Origin of the sequence: Salinimicrobium sp. TH3 (assembly GCF_026676115.1) — a bacterium.
Classification (GTDB): Bacteria; Bacteroidota; Bacteroidia; order Flavobacteriales; family Flavobacteriaceae; genus Salinimicrobium.
In genome coordinates this window covers 251,029-267,973 of record NZ_JAPONB010000005.1, presented here as the reverse complement: position 1 = coordinate 267,973, position 16,945 = coordinate 251,029, and the positions used below count along the sequence as shown (strand labels likewise).

Genomic DNA, 16,945 nt, shown 5'->3' with positions numbered 1-16,945 from the left:
TTCAATCATGCTAAAGATAAAATTTACTTCGTTGACCCTCCTGTTACTTATGTTGGTAGCGGGATTTACTTCCTGTTCGCAGGAGGACGATAACGATCCTGTTATTGTAGACCCATCCCTGAATGTTACTCCTGCAACCATGGCTTTTAATGCTACAGGAGGAACAAAAGGAATGCAGATCACCAGCAACACCGGCTGGACCATAACCGGTGCACCAAACTGGCTTAGTTTTTCTGAACCTGCTTCGGAAGGAACCATGAACATCCAGGTTACTGCGCAGCCAAATGAATTACTTGAAAGCAGGTCTGCCACTTTAACCATCAGTGCAGACAATGGAGACTTAACAGATGAGGTTCAGGTTACGCAGGAAGCAGGGGAGGAACCGGATGAGCAGGTGAAAGCTTCTATTCCGCCAGATAATTCAGGAATGAGAGATATGGGTAGCGTTCAGCTTTCAGATCAAATGGGAATTGGCTGGAACCTTGGGAACTCTCTTGAAGCCATTGGGGGAGAAACTGCATGGGGAAACCCTGTTGTAACTGAAAGCCTTATTGATTCAGTTAAAGCTGCCGGTTTTAATGCGGTAAGGATTCCCGTCGCCTGGAGTAAATTTTCAGATGCAGAAAATTTCACGATAAGAGAAACCTGGATGAATCGCGTAGAAGAAGTGGTTAATTATGTTCTGGATAACGATATGTATGCCATTATAAACATTCACTGGGATGGCGGTTGGATGCAACCGACATACGATGAGCAGGAATACGTTAACGCACGCCTTGACGCCATGTGGCAGCAAATTGCAATTCGGTTTAGAGATTACGAAGACAAATTACTCTTTGCCGGTACCAATGAAGTCATGGTGGAAGGCGATTATGGCACCCCTACGGAAGAATATTACACTGTTCAAAACAGCTTTAACCAGACGTTCATAAACACCGTACGGGAAACCGGGGGAAGGAATCATTACAGGCACCTGGTCGTTCAGGGATTCAATACTAATATTAATCACACCGTAAATTATGCCGTCATTCCTGAAGATGTGGTAGATAATCGACTGTTCATGGAGGTACATTATTATGATCCCTATAATTTTACACTGAATGAAAACTCTAATGTTTATCAATGGGGAGATGATGCATCTGAATCTGAGGACTGGGCAAATGAGTCTTATGTCGATAACCAGTTTCAGAAAATGAAAACTAACTTTATTGATAAAGGGATAGGTGTCATTCTTGGGGAATATGGTGCTATCAAAAGAGAAGGAGTTGAGGGACATGAAGCCTATCGTGAGTATTATTTAGAATATGTAACCAGAGCTGCCCTCGAACATGGGCTGGTACCAATATACTGGGACAATGGGGATGTAAACGATCTCGGATTTGCCCTTTTTGATAGGAATACCGGAGAAACTCTTTATCCCGGTTTGCTGAATGCTATTATGGACACAGAAGAATAGTTGTTAGTTAGTTATGTTTTTTTGAAAAGCTTATTCTCCTCCTGTGGGGAAGAATATGGCTTTTCATTTTTTTATTTTAGTCTTTCATTTTTAAGCTATAGTTATGCTACATAATTTATTTCATCCACAGAAGTACGTATTATTTCTTCTACTCGTAACGAATCTTTTATCAGCTCAGAATCCTGGGAATTCCGGTCTTGTTCCCGCAACTTCTGCAGAGGAAGCAGGAATGAGTGAGTCGCGCCTGGAAAAAATTGATCAAATGATCAAAGAGGCAATTGCACAAGAGGAGATTCCGGGAGCTGTAGCTTTGATAGCAAAAGATGGAAAGATCGTCTATCATAAAAGCTTCGGAATGGCCAATGCCGAGGGCGAAGCTTTGGAAAAGGATGATATCTTTAGAATAGCTTCTCAGACAAAAGCAATAACATCCACCGCGGTGATGATGCTGTGGGAAGAGGGAAAATTTCGGCTGGATGATCCCATTTCAAAATACATTCCTGAGTTCAAGGATCCTCAATTGATCGCTGCTTTTAACGAGAAGGATTCTACCTACACCACGAAACCTGCAGGAAAGGAAATTACTATCCGACAGCTACTGACTCACACTTCAGGTTTGGGATATGGCAGGATAGATTCAGATGACAGGATCCGGAAAATATACACTAAGGCCGGAATTGTGGATTTGTTCACCACAGACAAGGTCAACATTGAAGAAAATGTAAAAAAGTTAGCAGGATTGCCTTTATACGCAACTCCCGGAGAGGAATGGCATTATAGCGAAGGTCTTGATGTGCTGGGTTATTTTGTTGAGGTAATTTCGGGTCAGCCATTTGACGAGTTTTTACAGGAAAGGATCTTTGATCCGCTCGGGATGGAGGACACACAATTTTATATGACAAATGAAAAGAAGGACAGACTTGTTGCCGTGCAGCACAAGGATAACGGAGAATGGAAGAATTTCCCGGTAACTTTTTACGACCCCGATTATCCTGTAAAGGGAGCAAAGATGTTCTTTTCCGGCGGGGCAGGATTGACGAGCACCGCGGAAGATTACGCCCGCTTCCTTCAAATGTACTTGAATGGAGGCGAGTTTAACGGAAACAGGATCTTGAGCAGAACCACAGTTGATCTCATCTTGAAAGACCAGGCAAAAGACCTTTTTGGAGATCCCAATAAAGATCATGGCCTGGCATTCTCTGTTCTTACTGATGAAGGTGTTCGCGCGGGAGGTTTGGGTAGTGAAGGCACCTTTGACTGGGGAGGATATTTCAACACCCAGTATTTTGCAGATCCGGAGGAAGATGTGATTGGAATAATTCTGAAACAGACCCAGGGGGATACCGGTGATGAAACGGGGTGGAAATTCCGGCAAATGGTGTTGGCAAGTGTGGCCGACTAAGATCCTGCTAAAGCTAAATTCTTAAAATTTAATTTCGGCTTCAAATAGACGTTTTAAATTACGGGAAGTAGTGATTATAGCACAACAGGAATTGGGTTGAGCAATTAATTCTGGAAGTGACAAACTCATAACAGATGGAAATAAAGGGGGGATTTAAATGCTTCTCAACAATTGAATATTATGAAAATTTACAAGCTTACTAACAAGAACGGTGTGGAATTAAAAGTAATCTCTTACGGGGGACGTCTGACTTCCTTAAAAGTGCCCGACAGAAATGGAAATTTTGAGAATGTAGTCCTGAACCTTGAGGCACCAGAAGATTACCTACAGGATAATCCATTTTTTGGAGCACTTATAGGTCGTTATTCAAATAGAATTGCTAAAGGTGAATTTACTCTTGATGGTCAAAAATATACTCTTGCTCAGAACAACACAGAGAACCACCTCCATGGTGGCGAAAAAGGATTTGATAAGGTTATGTGGTCGGTAAAGGAATTGTCGGCTTCAAATGCTCTAAAGCTGACCTACACCAGTAAAGACATGGAAGAAGGATATCCTGGGAAGCTTGATGTGGTTGTGATGTATAAATTAAACGAAGATAATTCCCTTGATCTCGAATACGAGGCCACCACAAACAAGAAAACAATTGTGAACCTTACTCAGCATTCTTATTTCAATCTTTCAGGAGATTTCGAAGAAAAAGTTTTAGATCACAGGGTGGAGATAAACGCTGATGCATTTTTACCTGTTGATCAATCAGTAATTCCCACGGGCGAGGTTAGGCTTGTAAGTAATACTGCCTTTGATTTTCGGAAACCCAAAACTCTAGGTGAGCATATCATGGATGCAGACGAGCAACTTAGACTTGCAAGTGGCTATGACCATACTTGGATACTGAATGAAAATGGGAGGGGATTAAGGTTTGCGGCTTCAGCTGTACAACCAACTTCCGGACGAAAACTGGAAGTGTTTACAACCGAACCAGGAATGCAGCTCTACACCGGTAACTGGTTGGATGGCAGTTTGCCTATTCCCAAGACTGATAAAAAGTATCATAAAATGACGGGCTTTTGTTTCGAAACCCAACACTTTCCCGATTCCCCCAATCATTCGAATTTCCCTTCTGTAGTTCTTGAACCGGGAGAGATATACAGATCAAAAACTTCTTTCAGGTTTTCTGTAGAATAAAATACTGAAAAGAAGAGAATTAAGAGAAAAATAAATTCGCCGGGGCCATTAGAAATAAAAAGGGGAAAATTTAGCTTTTTTTACATCAGAATATGCCAGTCCGGTGTAACAACTAAAAACGAACATGTCCCGCACCAGTTTTAGACGATCCATGTGAAGATATTACTCCTGCTTTTTCGAAGTTAAAAACTAAGTTGGTAAGAAGTACTCATTTTTTTGATCATAAATTGAAACTTGAATATTTTTTAAATAATTGAAAATTAGGGGTTTTGGTGGTTCTGGTCACCAATTTTCACCGAAATAATTGGTCACCGGATTGGTAACCAGAAATGTGCAATTATTTGATATTAAATGATATTCGTAAAAATAAAAAACCCCGTAAATCCTAGGATTCGGGGTTTTGGATTGAGTTTGGTACTCAAAAAAGGAGTTCTTGGGGTTGACTGCGTCTTCCCCTAGGGAATTCCATCCTGCAAATGTCAGCCATACTTTTGCTGTCCCTGCGGGCCAGGCGTCTTAAAACGAAAAAAACCTGCTCAAGCGAAAAGGCTTGGCAGGTTTTTCCTGTTTTAATCCGCAGCTTAGCTGCGCTTGATCGTGGAGTCGGAGGGAACGACCTAAAATTAAATTTCCTAATGTTTAAGACACCTCCCAGCGGGAGCCAATTTTTTGGTCACCGAATAGGTCTCGCTTTAACAAACTTTATGTTTTTCAAATCTATACGGTATTTAATTCTTACCATACAATAAGAAATAACCTTAGACTTAAGTAAGTGAAGCTCTCGATTCCTTTTTTCTTTGAAGTTGTTTTTTATCCCCGCCATTTTTCTTCTTCTTTTTATTCCACCACACAAGGAAACCAGTGATGGGCAAACTTGCACTCACAAGGCTTACCAGAAAAGCAAGAATTTTACCCGGCAATCCCCATACTGCTCCTACATGGATGTCGTAGTTTAGTAAGCTTAATTGATCGGCAAAAGATGCATCAACATAAACATCATCATCTGTCCTATATCGCTTAAGGTTATATTGATCAAAGAAATATTCATTCCGATTGTACCAGGAACCGAAATCCTGGTAAGCAATGACCTCAATGGCATCATCAGGATCTTTTAACACCGGAGTCATATAAAATCCTTGCGCATTTGGCTCCTGTGCAATAACCTTATAAAAAGCCCGGTCGAGTACCGGAATGGTTTCGTTATCCACCAGTCCTGCCTGTGAGAGGTCGGAATGTGGATGCTCATGTGCAGCTTTTGTTTCCCCGGCTGAAGTGACGTAATACAAAGAATCCTCGAACCACTTAAAACTCCAGACAAGGCCAGTTACTGCAATGATGAAAGCAAAAATAAGGGTATAAAAACCAAGCACATTGTGCAGGTCATAATTTACCCTTTTAAATTTCCCATTCCACTTAATGCTAAAACTCTTTTTATAACCAGATTTATTCCACTTTTTAGGCCACCACATAATAAGTCCCGAAATTAACATGACCAGGAAGATCAAGGTGGCAATTCCAACAATAGGACGACCAATTTCGTAAGGCAGCCACAAGGCGCGATGGCCGTCAATTATAAAGTGAAAGAAGTCGAACTCATCTGTGCCCTCGGTCTGCATTTTCTTAAGGAACTCCCCGGAATAGGGATTCATGAACACGACAGAAAAACCTTCTTTTCCGTTTTCAAAGGTATGATAGCCTACTGCTGCCGCTCCTTCCTTGTTGCTGTAGGTAAGGCCTGTAGGTTCTTTTTCCGGCATATGAGCCTTGGCAGTATTTAAAAGAACACTTGGCGGTACAAAAGCAGCATCACGGGCTTCCACAAACCGCCAGGGTTCCATTGCATCCTTTATTTCCTGCTGAAAAGCGTAAAAACATCCTGTGATACTAACTATGAATACAATGATTCCCGAGAAAAGACCCAGCCACAAATGTAACCAGTCATTGATCCTCCTAAACAGGCTCTTTTTGCTCTTCTTCTTTGGCTTCATAATCAGGAAATGCTAATTCAGGTTGTAAGTTTAAATTTTAAAAAAGCCGGCAACAAAGTTGGCTTCCACATCTGCTCCTTTTGTAGCAGTATAGTTGGTAGTGTCCACACGGTAAACAGAAACCCCCTGCTCCCCAGGGATGGTTAAATAAAGATAATTGCCGTCTTGCAATGCGGCCAACCTTCTTCCGGAACCATTGTGCTCTGGGATACCGGTAATGAAGTTAACTGTTTTGTTGTTCAGATCTATAATAGCCGATTGAAGTGGACTATCTGACCACACGGCTTGTTGATCCCTGGCAGCCATATTGATTTCAGCAAAGGCTTTTCCGTTGCCTAAATAGATCAGGTGAACAGGATTTCCGCCCGCTACTTCCTGTACATCAAAAAAGTAATCAAGGTCAAAAGTGGTTTCCCCGCTGTTAATTTTAAGGATTCCGCTGTCATTGGTGAACTGGCTATATCCATTGGCAGGATTGGAATGGGAGACGGCAAAGATATTTCCGTTCTCATCTTCAATTAGGCCAGACTTCACATTAAACCCACCAATTGGCCCCACGCGATCATCAGTAATGACCTTTTGGAATTCAAAACCGGGATAAGAATAAACTGCTACCTGGGCAACATCTGTATAATTTGTCGCGTAAGTGTTGGGATCACTTATATAGTAGCTTAAAAATAGGTGGCCGTCTTCTATTCTCATTCCTGAATATGACGGCACATCAACATCTGTAAGATCTGAAATAGGTCTTGTCACGGTACTTATAACATTTACATCGTTTTCATCCAGTGTGTGGAAAGTAACCATGTCTGAATTTGCAGATAATGTTACAGCGACCAGAGTGTTATCATCGGCCTTGACAATATCCGAAAGGCTGTTGGTAAATGACACATCCCCCGTTTGTACCAATTCGCCTTCAGCATTTTTTGTAATCCCAACAACATTTACATCATCAAGACCACCGATACTGTAGATGGTATTATCGATTTGTTTGAAATCAAAATAACCTGGCTGCTCGATTCCTCTTCCTTCAGCAGAAAGGCTTCCAGTCATTACATCTTCAAAAGGAACTGTATAATAGGTGAAATTCCCTTCACTTCCCTGGATTGCAAGGGAAAGCACATAAGGTTCATCTGTGGGTTGAGGATTTGGATTTTCCTCAGCATCATCTGTACTACAGGATGAAAATAAGAGCCCGGTAAATAGACCAAGCACAGGAATTGCAACTTTTTTAATAGATAACATTTGTTTTTATTTATGGTTCAACATTGGTTTAATTATTCTTATAATGCATAACGAAGCTTTAGGAATACAGCCCGTCCGGGTTTTTGCAGGAAATACTTGTCATACAGCCTCTGGTCTGTGAAGTTCCTAACTTCCAGGGAAGCATTATACCTTCCATTTTGAAAGGAATAGGAAAGCTCGAGGTCATGGGAATTCTGCGCCGGAATGACCTTTTTGGAATCTGTAGAGCCAAGTTCTGCCCAGCTTAGAAAATATTCCTCCACATAATTATACCGGTACAAAATATTTAGTCTTTCTTCTTCGGAAAAAATATTTTTAAAACTGAATCTAGCATTTGCATTTCCAAAGAGGTAGGGAGTGTTCGGCAGCCTGAAGCCTTTCTGAAAATTCTTTTGATATCCCGTATTTGTATAGGACTCATTGTAAATGAAATCTGCCTGATCTGTAATATCCTGAAAGGTAATATTTCCTCCAAGATGGAAAAAGTCACTCCATTCGTAGCCAAAGTTTCCCTCTACCCCCAGGGTTTGGGTTTCGCTAAGGTTATCGAAACGTGTCTGCGGACTAGCCACTGTAACCACCTGGTAGATTAGATCTTCAGCTTTTCTATAGATGAAACTGCTCCCCAGGGAGACGAAATGTTCATCTCCCAAAGCAGCACTATATGATGCGCCCAGGTTGAGGTTGTTACTTTGCTCAGGTCCCAATTCAGGATTTGAGGTAATAAACAATCCATCGCCGAACATTTCATCGGCTGTTGGCATACGGTAGGTGAGTTCATAGGAAGCTTTCAGTTGAAGCTGGGGCATTAAAAAATATGCTGTTGCAAGACCGTATCCAAAGCTGTTCTGCGATTCCCGGAAATCGTCTGTACGTTGGGTTGGGAGACCAAAATCGTACTGCTTGCTACCTTTTGCAGTGATTTGATAATATTTTCCGAAGAGGGTGGAGCTCCAGCGTTCATTGGGATCGAATTTATAAGCGAGACCTGCTACTTGCTTAGAAAGGGATTTCGGAAATTGATTTTCTATGCTTTCAGGATTTTCAGCATCAAAAATTTCCCGGGAAAAATTGGAGAGGGAATAATTAAAAGCTACTGAATGCTGTAGGGTCAACTCATAGCCCAAATTCATTCGGGTGCTAAAATCCACATCTGTGAGGGTGGTAAAGGTTCGGTGCAATTCGCCGTCTGTAGAACCTTTTGTAAAAGTTGGTTCCCCCAGCCAATTATATTTTACACCGCTTAAAGTGTCAATAATTTCAGATTCTGTGGCATTATAGGCACTGTAAAAATTAAGATCAAGGCCTTCAGAAAAAACATCCTCCTTACTGTATTTAAAAGTGGGAATTATTGAAGTACTGTTACGCATAATTCCGCCGTAGACGCTATTCATTGTAGCCCCGTGCTGCACTTCTTTTTCACTTGTGCCTGCGAGCACCCCAAACAATAATTGATCGGCATATTCCTTATTTACAATCCCAACTTCGGCTTTGGTACTTGCCGATTGGTATGCGTCATGGAACCTTTCCACCTCCCGGGTGTCCACAATATTATTACCTTCCCTTATTGGTACAAAAACTTCGTAGTTATTATCGGAGTAGTTATAATTGATATTTCCTCGGAAGGTGAATCCGCTATCTTGGTCCGTGTATGCCCCATTGATCGAGGCGCGATGGGTATTAAAGGAACCAATGGAATAAGAAGCGTCCAGAAACTTGGCTTCCTGATTTGTGATGATGTTCACCGCTCCCCCAAGGGCATCTGTACCTAACCACACTGGGACTACGCCCTTATAGACTTCGATCCTGTCGATAGAATTCACCGGGATGTCGCTTAGGCTCAGGGAGCTGCCAAAATGATCCATGGGAATACCATCCATAAAGAACTTTATCTGGTCTCCTGAAAAGCCGTTAAGGGTAAAATTCGTGTCCGATCCCAATCCTCCCTCTTCCAAAATCCTAACTCCCGGGACACGATTAAGTACCTGCTGTACATCTGATGTACTGTTATAAAGATCTTCGGTTGATATTGCACTTACTGTAAAAGCCTGTTCGCGCACCCGTGAAGTAATGGATTTGCCCAGGATGGTCACATTGTCTATTTCCTCTGATTTGGCTTCCAGTCGAAGCTCCAGATCTATTTCTTCTGAAGGTTGAAGGCCTATGGTTTTGTCAACGGGATGAAAACCCAGATGTCGTACTTCAAGTACGTAAGAACCTGGAAGTATGTTGGAAATTTGGAACTTTCCTTCCACATCTGTCATCTCCCCTTTAGAGGTATTTTGAAGAATGATGGTCACCCCCGGTAGTGGCTCTCCATTACTGCTATAGATGGATCCTCTAATCACGGATCTTCCAGATTCCTGGCTCCAGGAAAATGACGAACAAAAGATAGATAAAGCAAAAACGATTAACCGGAAGGGTGGCATAAAAAACGTTTACAGTTTATTTAGACTTACTAAAAATAAGGCACAAATATAAAAGGAAAAACTAAAGATGAAAGAAGTTATTTAGATTAATTCTAAGAAAATTAATTCACCTTTCATATTTAATAATTTTTTCTAAAGACCTTCAAGCATTCAACATAACCAAATGCTGAGGGCACTAATTCTACCATAACTTTTCTGCGCGGGATCCGATGTTGTTTTTATACTTGGGGGGTATGTCTAAAATAATAACAGCATTGGATGTATTAGGGAATGTTTTGATCCGACAGCCAGCTCTCATAAATCTTTTTCTGTTCTGGATTTTCCTGGAGATAGATGTTATACGACCTCATTAGCTTCTCCTCAATTTCTTCATCTTTTAATTCTATTACTTCAAAACTAAGATATCCAATCAAGGTGAGGAGAAGGATCAGAATACTTCCGAAGATCATGCCTAGATTTTTTGGGAGTATGTAAGCATTTTTTATTTTGAGGTCAATAGCAGTTAGTTTTTCCGCGGCCAACGCTTCCTTTTCCTGTTGCTTTTGAAAGAAAGATCTTAACTGTTTTTCCATTAGCTCGGTAGTAATAGGAATGCTCCGTGTATTGAGTTCATCAGTCATTTTTTTCATCTGCAAGAGACCGTGTTGAAAGTCTTGCATTTCATCCGCCATAAGCTCCATGATTTCATCCAGCTTCTTCATCTTCTTTTGTTTTTAAAATCCTATGCCTGTATCCAGCGCCCTTTTTATGGTTTGCTTGACTAAATCCTTTATCATTTTATTTATAAAGCCGGTACTAAGTTGAATTGTATTACTGGCCAACTGCACAGACTTTGGTACTTCTTTTAATTTGGTGAAGCTATAATTCTGACTAATTCCGAGGACAATTTTACTGCCACTCATAGACCGGTGTATCTCGCTTCCTTTTAGGTTTATTCCTTTATAATTCGAACCGGAAACCCTGTAGCTGATTGGATTTATTGATTGATGGGATCACCGTCACCCGGTGCTCCTGCATTCTTTTAATGTATTCATCCAATGACTTCGGTCTGACCTGCAAAACCCTTTCATGAATATTCTGGACCTCCCTTCGATGTTGTTTTAACTCTTGGAGCCTTTCTTTCTGTATTTCCCTGACCCTTGTAAGCCCCATCAGCCTGGCCACATTATCTGCAGCAATTTGACTTCTTTTTCCAATAAAGTTGTCCTTATACATCTCTCCTGTCATACTTATGCGATTCACATAGATATGAATATGGGTGTGTTCTTTATCTCTATGAACAAAGGAAATTGCCTGGTGGTTTTTTAGGTTCATCTCTTTCAAGAATCGCTTGGCTATTTCTCCAAGATCTTTTCGGGTCATATTTTTTCCATCTTCTATGGTGGGACTCACTACAAAGCTTAAGGTGTTATTGATGCATCTGTTATTTTGTGACTGTATGATCTTAAATTCTTCGGCAATCTCCTGCGGTGTATCTCCTGCCAGAAATTCTTTAAGAACTACTTCGGCATCTTTCTCCTGGCTCCAGCCATATGCTATAGATTCCCTTGTCCGGGATATGGAGTGTCCCTTCCCAATCATTTTCTAAAGTTTTTTAAGTGGGTTCTTATATCTTCAGCCAAATTTTTCACAGTCGCAGCTAGCTGAGGATCTCGATTTTTAAACATGCTGCTGATTCTGGAAAAGTTAGTTTTGTATTGTACGAGTAAGTGGTAAAATTCCAGTTGTTCCGGAGTAATTCTTTCAACAATATTTCTTTCAAAAGCGGCAGAACGGAGATACTCTGAAAGAGAAATTCCTGCCCTGGCCGCTCTTTTTTTGAGTAGCTTTTTCTCGTAAATCGAGCAGCGAATTTGAATGAATTCTCGTTTCATTTTTTCGTTTTCAGTCTTTGCAACCTCCGGGCGCAAAGCAAGATTGTCATGACAATGACACATCTTGCTTTGCTACTCAAAAAAGTAGAAATAAGTCATTAGCCTGATTTGGTTTTTAATGGTTTATACTTCCTGTCATGGGTGCCATTAACAAGTTTTTCATTCAAGTCTTTATGGCCTGCGCATAACGAACTCCCATCCTTACAATTAGGTATGATTCTTAGAATATTTTCTGTTGCTTTAATTCCCGAGGAGTCACGGTCCAGGTATAAAGTCACCGTGGAGTATTGGCTTAGAATTTCATGGACCTCAGGTAAAAAAGACAGAGAATTCAGAATCAATAGGTCTGCATTTTCAACTTCTTCGGGATTGATAATTGCTAAAGACAGAAGATCAAACATTCCTTCCAGTACAATGATATGGTCATTCCGCCGATTCAGATATGAATAACTTTTAGGAGGTGTGGAGGTTTTGAAGTAAAGATTCCGCAGTTCCCAGCCTCCTAAATGGTTCTGCAGGCCCAGGGCAAAGAATCTTTTACCATCCGAAATATACCTGATTTCCTTGCAGTAGGTTTTTGCTACTTCGATAGGGATATTGCGAGTGTGAAGATATTTCTTGAGCATTTTATGTTCTATGGGTAAGATCTTCAAAACTTTATTTGCAGGTTCGATTCCACTACTTCTGATTTGGCTATTCAGAGAAGAATTAGAAACAGGTATCCCATCTGCCAAATAAGCGAGTGCTTCTGCTACGGAACAATTCAAGAGGAGGCATACCAGGTCGATCACATTTCCTCCTTTTCCTATGCCGAAGTCGAACCACCTGTTTAGTCTAAAGGAAATTTTAAATGAGGCTTCTGTTTCTGATCGCAGGGGACTCAGGAACCAGGCTTCTTTTTCTGTTTTTCGGATGGGAAGGTGTCCCATTTTTGTGAGAGTTTCAAAGATGCTTATGCTTCGTGCTTCCTCACAGTTCATTTTTTTTGTTTTCATCAGCATATTATTTACGTCAGATTGTAGTTCTTTATAGAAAGAGCCCTGTTGAGTCTTTTTTTGTCATCATTTTATTTTTGATGACAGTTTGATGACAAAATGATGACAGCCGGAACCCTTGCTATTACTGGTCTTATCTTACTTTGTCATCAATTCATCAAAAAAATAGATAGTTTCAAAAGTTTATCTTTCAAAAGCAATCTTCATTTTGATGAAACGATGACAGCAGCTGAAACCTCCCGTAAACACCGGAGTTTCCCTGTCATCGTTTTGTCATCATTTCATCATTTTTCCCCAGAAGAAGGAGTTCAGGGATTTTTGAGATCCTCAAAATTTTCCAACAGGAAATTTTTATTTATAGTGAAATAGCGTCCTTTAGCTTCTCTGAAGGTAGTAGTGCCATCTCCCCAGAGCAGGAACTTCTGATAGCGATTTGAGTTGCCCTGGTTCTCTAGTTCCCACTCCTTCTTCAGAATATTTCGAATTTGGGTAAGATCGAAGCGGAGTCTTGATTTACATATGGCGTTATAGGCATCCATAGGGCAAAGATCAAGTGTTTCCAGATCATGGTCTTCCATGATCATAAGAAGAATACCGGCCAATTCCCTTTCTACCCGGTTCCGGTTATTCTGTACCAGTCTTTTCAAGGCAGGAGTTTCTATTTCATCAGCTGTGAACCACATCCTTGTCTGGTGTTTGGAATAGAGCTTCCTATTTTTCAAGTAGAACAGAAAAGCCGGTATTTCTTTGGCCAGGGCTTCCAAAAATCCTGTTTGCTCTTTTCTTATCAACGGTACCTGTAGAACCCAGAAGCGAGTTTCGTGGTGGTCAATTTTAATAAAGTTCTCTTCATTGTTACTACAGAGAATAAACTTGCCGAAGAATTCCACTTCCCGCTTGTCTTTCCCCTTGGCCTCAAGTTTATTGATGTTGGTGGTACTGAGGTATTTGATTCTTTCTGTAAGTTCCTCTTTGTTGAATAGTACTTCATCTATACAGATCAAGAGTTTGTTTGCCCAATCTGAGTTGAACTGGCTAGTGAAACTGTCGTTAGTAAGATAAGTGAGATTGTTCTCAAAGATGAGCTTAAGCCATTTTAGAAAAGTACTCTTACCTGTTGAACGTTCCCGGGACACCAGGCAGAGAATAGGCAGGATTTGAGTGGGTCTTGTAAATAATAGCTGCAGGTAATCCAGGCCAAGCTCATAATGAGTTCCAAAGATGTGCCTGACAAATTTGAAAGATACCTCACAATCTCCATCTTTTATAATGTGGCTTAGCGGCGCATAAGTATTGTAAAAATCGTGAAAGGAGGATTTAAAATCCAGATGATCCGGGATACAGGTGAAACCATCATATTTCGGAATGACTGCAAGAAAAGTCTTTCCATGGTCCTGCCGGATCGTTTCAATATTCCATGGCACCAGGGCTTCATTTTCCACGCCGGAAATACTTGGAGCATTTACAATTTTGTAGTACTGGGTTCCGACCCGAATGTATGATTTTCTTTTCTCCACCATCTCAATTGTTGGACTCTTTCTGTAGTGACATTCATTCACTTAAATATAATTACAACCTCTTGTTTTTGAACGGTTTTTACAATAAATAAGATTTGGATACGAATCATTTAAAATGGTATTATCCAAAAATGATCCCATTTAAAAATGAGCCAGATGAGGGCAGATAAAGCTTCTGGAAAAAAGTGTCGAATTTTTATTTTTTGAGATTTTAGGAAGAAAAAAGCAGGAAGAGCAAAAATTGCCATTAAACCCAATTCTTCAATTTCAGCTTTTTCATGATTTACTTTTTGTATCTCGAGCGTTTTCCATTTTCCCAAAAACGAATTTCTGCATCTGAACAAGTTCTCCTTTTTCTTTTAATTTACTTCCCGTAGAGCCGTCGCCGTTACCATTTTCCATTGCCCCTTTAGGGAATTTAGAATTAGGATAGGCCGTATTGATACTTTAGTGGAAAGAGTTGGAATTTCATTCAGGCCGGCTAACTTCTAAATTCCGTTGTTTTGCATTAGTATAAATGGTAACGGCGATGGGAGAAGGTGAAAGAATAAGTGAAGAGGCATCTATCATTAACTTAAATTAATTACTTGCAGGATTTGGCGGACTCTTGACTAACGGATTGGATACAAAATTCTATTTTTTAAGAACCTCCTCATTAATCCGTTAGTCATGTGTCCAAGATCTCGCCCAAAGCTCTTTTCCTGGAACGCAGTGGAAGGGAATGTGCTTTGGGAATGTGGATTACAACTGTTACCATCCTTTCTGAATTTGCTTAAAAACCGTTAAGTCTGAAAACCATTTTTTTCAAGCCTTAGTCATTCTTTCTGCTTTCGATTTAATTCTTTTTTCCTTTCTAATTTTTGCTTCAAGTCTGTCATGTCATCGCTAATTTTTCGATCAACAATTTTCGCGTAATGCTGCGTGGTTCGTAAATCCTTGTGGCCAAGCATTTTGCTCACAGATTCAATGGGTACTCCGTTTGTAAGGGTAATGGTGGTGGCGAAGGTATGACGGGCCAGGTGAGTGGTGAGAGGTTTGCTAATACCACACATCATCGCAATTTCCTTCAAGAAGGCGTTTGATTTCTGGTTGCTGAGAACGGGAAGAATGCAGTTTCCTTTCCTCACTTCCGGGTGGTCTTGATACCTTTCAATGATTTCTTCAGCAACAGGTAATAAGGGGATACTGCTAAGAGATTTTGTTTTTGTTCTTTTGATGCGGATCCATTTCCCGCCGTCTATACCTTTTGTGATATCAGCGCTGCTTAGCTTTTTTACATCAGAATATGCTAGTCCGGTGTAACAACTAAATACGAACATGTCCCGCACCAGTTTTAGGCGATCGAGGTGAAGGTCTTTTTCCACCAGTTTTTGCACTTCTTCTTCATTCAAAAATTCCCTTTCCACCGTTTCGAACTGAACCTTATAATTATAAAATGGATCCCGGTCCATCCATTGATTGGCCAATGCAATACGAATGATCTTTTTAAAGTTGTTGACGTACTTCAATGCCGAATTGTGATTGCACTCCCTCTTGGTCTTGAGAAAGTATTCAAATTTGGAAATAAATTGATGATCAATGTCTTTCATTCGATAATCATCAGCTTTATATTCTTCATGAATGAATTGCTCCACATGATTAAAACAGGTCCAGTATCTCTTTGCAGTGCTCTTAGAAATACTTTTTTCTGAAAGCCGGTCCATTTGCTCATTATGCTCCTTAAAAACCTTCAGGGTCATCCTGGGCTTGTGTTTCGTTTCCCCTTTTAATTCCTTGATCATTCTCAAGGCAGTAATAGGTTCATCATTATCAGATAATACTTGATGTATCTTATAGAGCTTGTGACGGATATTATTAATATGGGTGTTGATTTCTTTTTCAGTTGGATTATTACCCACTACTTTTTCCAACTTTACGTTCCAATATTCGGGTTGAATTCTACGGGTAATACTGTATTCTTTTCTTTTTCTATTGACGGTAAGCCTTAAATAAATTGGTGCTAAGCCACGTTTATCTTGCTTTTTCTTTACAATGTGAAAGTGTGTGTGGAAATTAGTTTTCATAGCTTAATAAATTTTAGGTCTCGATTGAACACTGAAAGTACCTAAAAAGATAATGCGAATGAGAACTTTAACTTTGTGTAAAGTATTGTAAAACAGGCTTTTTGCAGCTTAGCGAGACCTATTTTTTGGTTGCAGAATAGGTCACCGTATTGGTCTCGCTTCAGATGGAATTATATGCTATTTTATGATATTATTAAAAATGAAAAACCCCGTAAATCCTGGGATTTCGGGGTTTTTGATTGAGTTTGGTACTCAAAAAGTGGAGTCGGAGGGGTTCGAACCCTCGTCCAAACAAGCAATTCAGAAGCTTTCTACACGTTTAGTCTTCGTTTAGTTTTCGATGCAAAGCCGGCCGAAAACCACCAACTTTACACTTATCCTCAATTAGATTTCGAAACTACATCAAGGTCCTGCAGTTTCTATATTTACTTTATCGGTGCCTCTTATGTGAATGCCGTAAATCAAGGCCTCCACGAGACATCTTGGCTCCCTACCTTGTAGGGACTAGAGCAATCCTACTATGATTCGGATTATGCTGCCAAGGCGTAGTTATTCTCGCCGTTTAAAAAGTGTGAAAAATGAGATTTACGAGCTATTTCCCAGCGCTCGACGTGCTTACAACTCAATTAGACTCGCTGTCAAAACCAAGTCGACCCCAAAAAGAACTTCTGCAATAAATATTGCACTTTTCATGCCAAACAATAGATATACCGCTTTAACATGAGAGAAACAAAAGTAGGAATTATTACTGAATAAAAGGCAAGTCCTGTCTCTTGTTTCTTGCAGCC

12 protein-coding genes and 1 other RNA gene are annotated in these 16,945 nt (G+C 40.3%); 3 read left to right on the top strand and 10 right to left on the bottom strand.

Annotation, left to right across the window (positions count from 1 at the left end; translation table 11 throughout):
* Positions 1-7: 7 nt before the first annotated feature.
* The 3 genes from OU683_RS10245 to OU683_RS10235 all read left to right on the top strand — a co-directional run bounded on the left by OU683_RS10245 (position 8) and on the right by OU683_RS10235 (position 4,046).
* Positions 8-1,456: a cellulase family glycosylhydrolase gene (locus tag OU683_RS10245; protein ID WP_268137868.1), complete on the top strand. Its 1,449-nt coding sequence runs from the start codon at positions 8-10 to the stop codon at positions 1,454-1,456.
* A 103-nt stretch (positions 1,457-1,559) separates the two neighbouring features.
* Complete coding sequence (locus OU683_RS10240; protein ID WP_268137866.1) at positions 1,560-2,858, top strand: serine hydrolase domain-containing protein; 1,299 nt, start codon at positions 1,560-1,562, stop codon at positions 2,856-2,858.
* 180 nt (positions 2,859-3,038) lie between these two features.
* Positions 3,039-4,046 carry an aldose epimerase family protein gene (locus OU683_RS10235; protein WP_268137864.1) on the top strand — a complete coding sequence of 336 codons (1,008 nt, stop codon included), beginning with the start codon at positions 3,039-3,041 and terminating at the stop codon, positions 4,044-4,046.
* A gap of 764 nt (positions 4,047-4,810) precedes the next feature.
* Here OU683_RS10235 and OU683_RS10230 read toward each other — a convergent pair.
* The 10 genes from OU683_RS10230 to ssrA all read right to left on the bottom strand — a co-directional run bounded on the left by OU683_RS10230 (position 4,811) and on the right by ssrA (position 16,814).
* Positions 4,811-6,034, bottom strand: a complete 1,224-nt coding sequence (locus tag OU683_RS10230) for a PepSY-associated TM helix domain-containing protein (RefSeq protein WP_268137862.1) — start codon at positions 6,032-6,034, stop codon at positions 4,811-4,813.
* 30 nt (positions 6,035-6,064) lie between these two features.
* Entirely contained in the window at positions 6,065-7,279 is a 1,215-nt protein-coding gene (locus OU683_RS10225) for a DUF4374 domain-containing protein (RefSeq protein WP_268137860.1), read from the bottom strand.
* A 38-nt stretch (positions 7,280-7,317) separates the two neighbouring features.
* Entirely contained in the window at positions 7,318-9,627 is a 2,310-nt protein-coding gene (locus OU683_RS10220) for a TonB-dependent receptor (protein WP_268137858.1), read from the bottom strand.
* 344 nt (positions 9,628-9,971) lie between these two features.
* Positions 9,972-10,409, bottom strand: a complete 438-nt coding sequence (locus tag OU683_RS10215) for a DUF6730 family protein (protein WP_268137856.1) — start codon at positions 10,407-10,409, stop codon at positions 9,972-9,974.
* Between the two features lie 238 nt (positions 10,410-10,647).
* On the bottom strand, positions 10,648-11,289 hold the full coding sequence (locus OU683_RS10210; protein WP_268137854.1) for a relaxase/mobilization nuclease domain-containing protein: 642 nt from the start codon (positions 11,287-11,289) through the stop codon (positions 10,648-10,650).
* Positions 11,286-11,582 carry a mobilization protein MbpA gene (mbpA, locus tag OU683_RS10205; RefSeq protein ID WP_268137852.1) on the bottom strand — a complete coding sequence of 99 codons (297 nt, stop codon included), beginning with the start codon at positions 11,580-11,582 and terminating at the stop codon, positions 11,286-11,288. Before mbpA ends, OU683_RS10210 begins: the two co-directional genes overlap by 4 nt.
* 98 nt (positions 11,583-11,680) lie before the next feature.
* Positions 11,681-12,577, bottom strand: coding sequence for a DUF8464 domain-containing protein (locus tag OU683_RS10200; protein WP_268137849.1), 897 nt, complete (start codon positions 12,575-12,577; stop codon positions 11,681-11,683).
* A 308-nt stretch (positions 12,578-12,885) separates the two neighbouring features.
* Positions 12,886-14,097 carry a primase-helicase family protein gene (locus OU683_RS10195; RefSeq protein WP_268137847.1) on the bottom strand — a complete coding sequence of 404 codons (1,212 nt, stop codon included), beginning with the start codon at positions 14,095-14,097 and terminating at the stop codon, positions 12,886-12,888.
* A gap of 812 nt (positions 14,098-14,909) precedes the next feature.
* Entirely contained in the window at positions 14,910-16,157 is a 1,248-nt protein-coding gene (locus OU683_RS10190; RefSeq protein WP_268137845.1) for a site-specific integrase, read from the bottom strand.
* 257 nt (positions 16,158-16,414) lie between these two features.
* Positions 16,415-16,814, bottom strand: a transfer-messenger RNA (tmRNA) gene (ssrA, locus tag OU683_RS10185).
* Positions 16,815-16,945 lie beyond the last annotated feature (131 nt).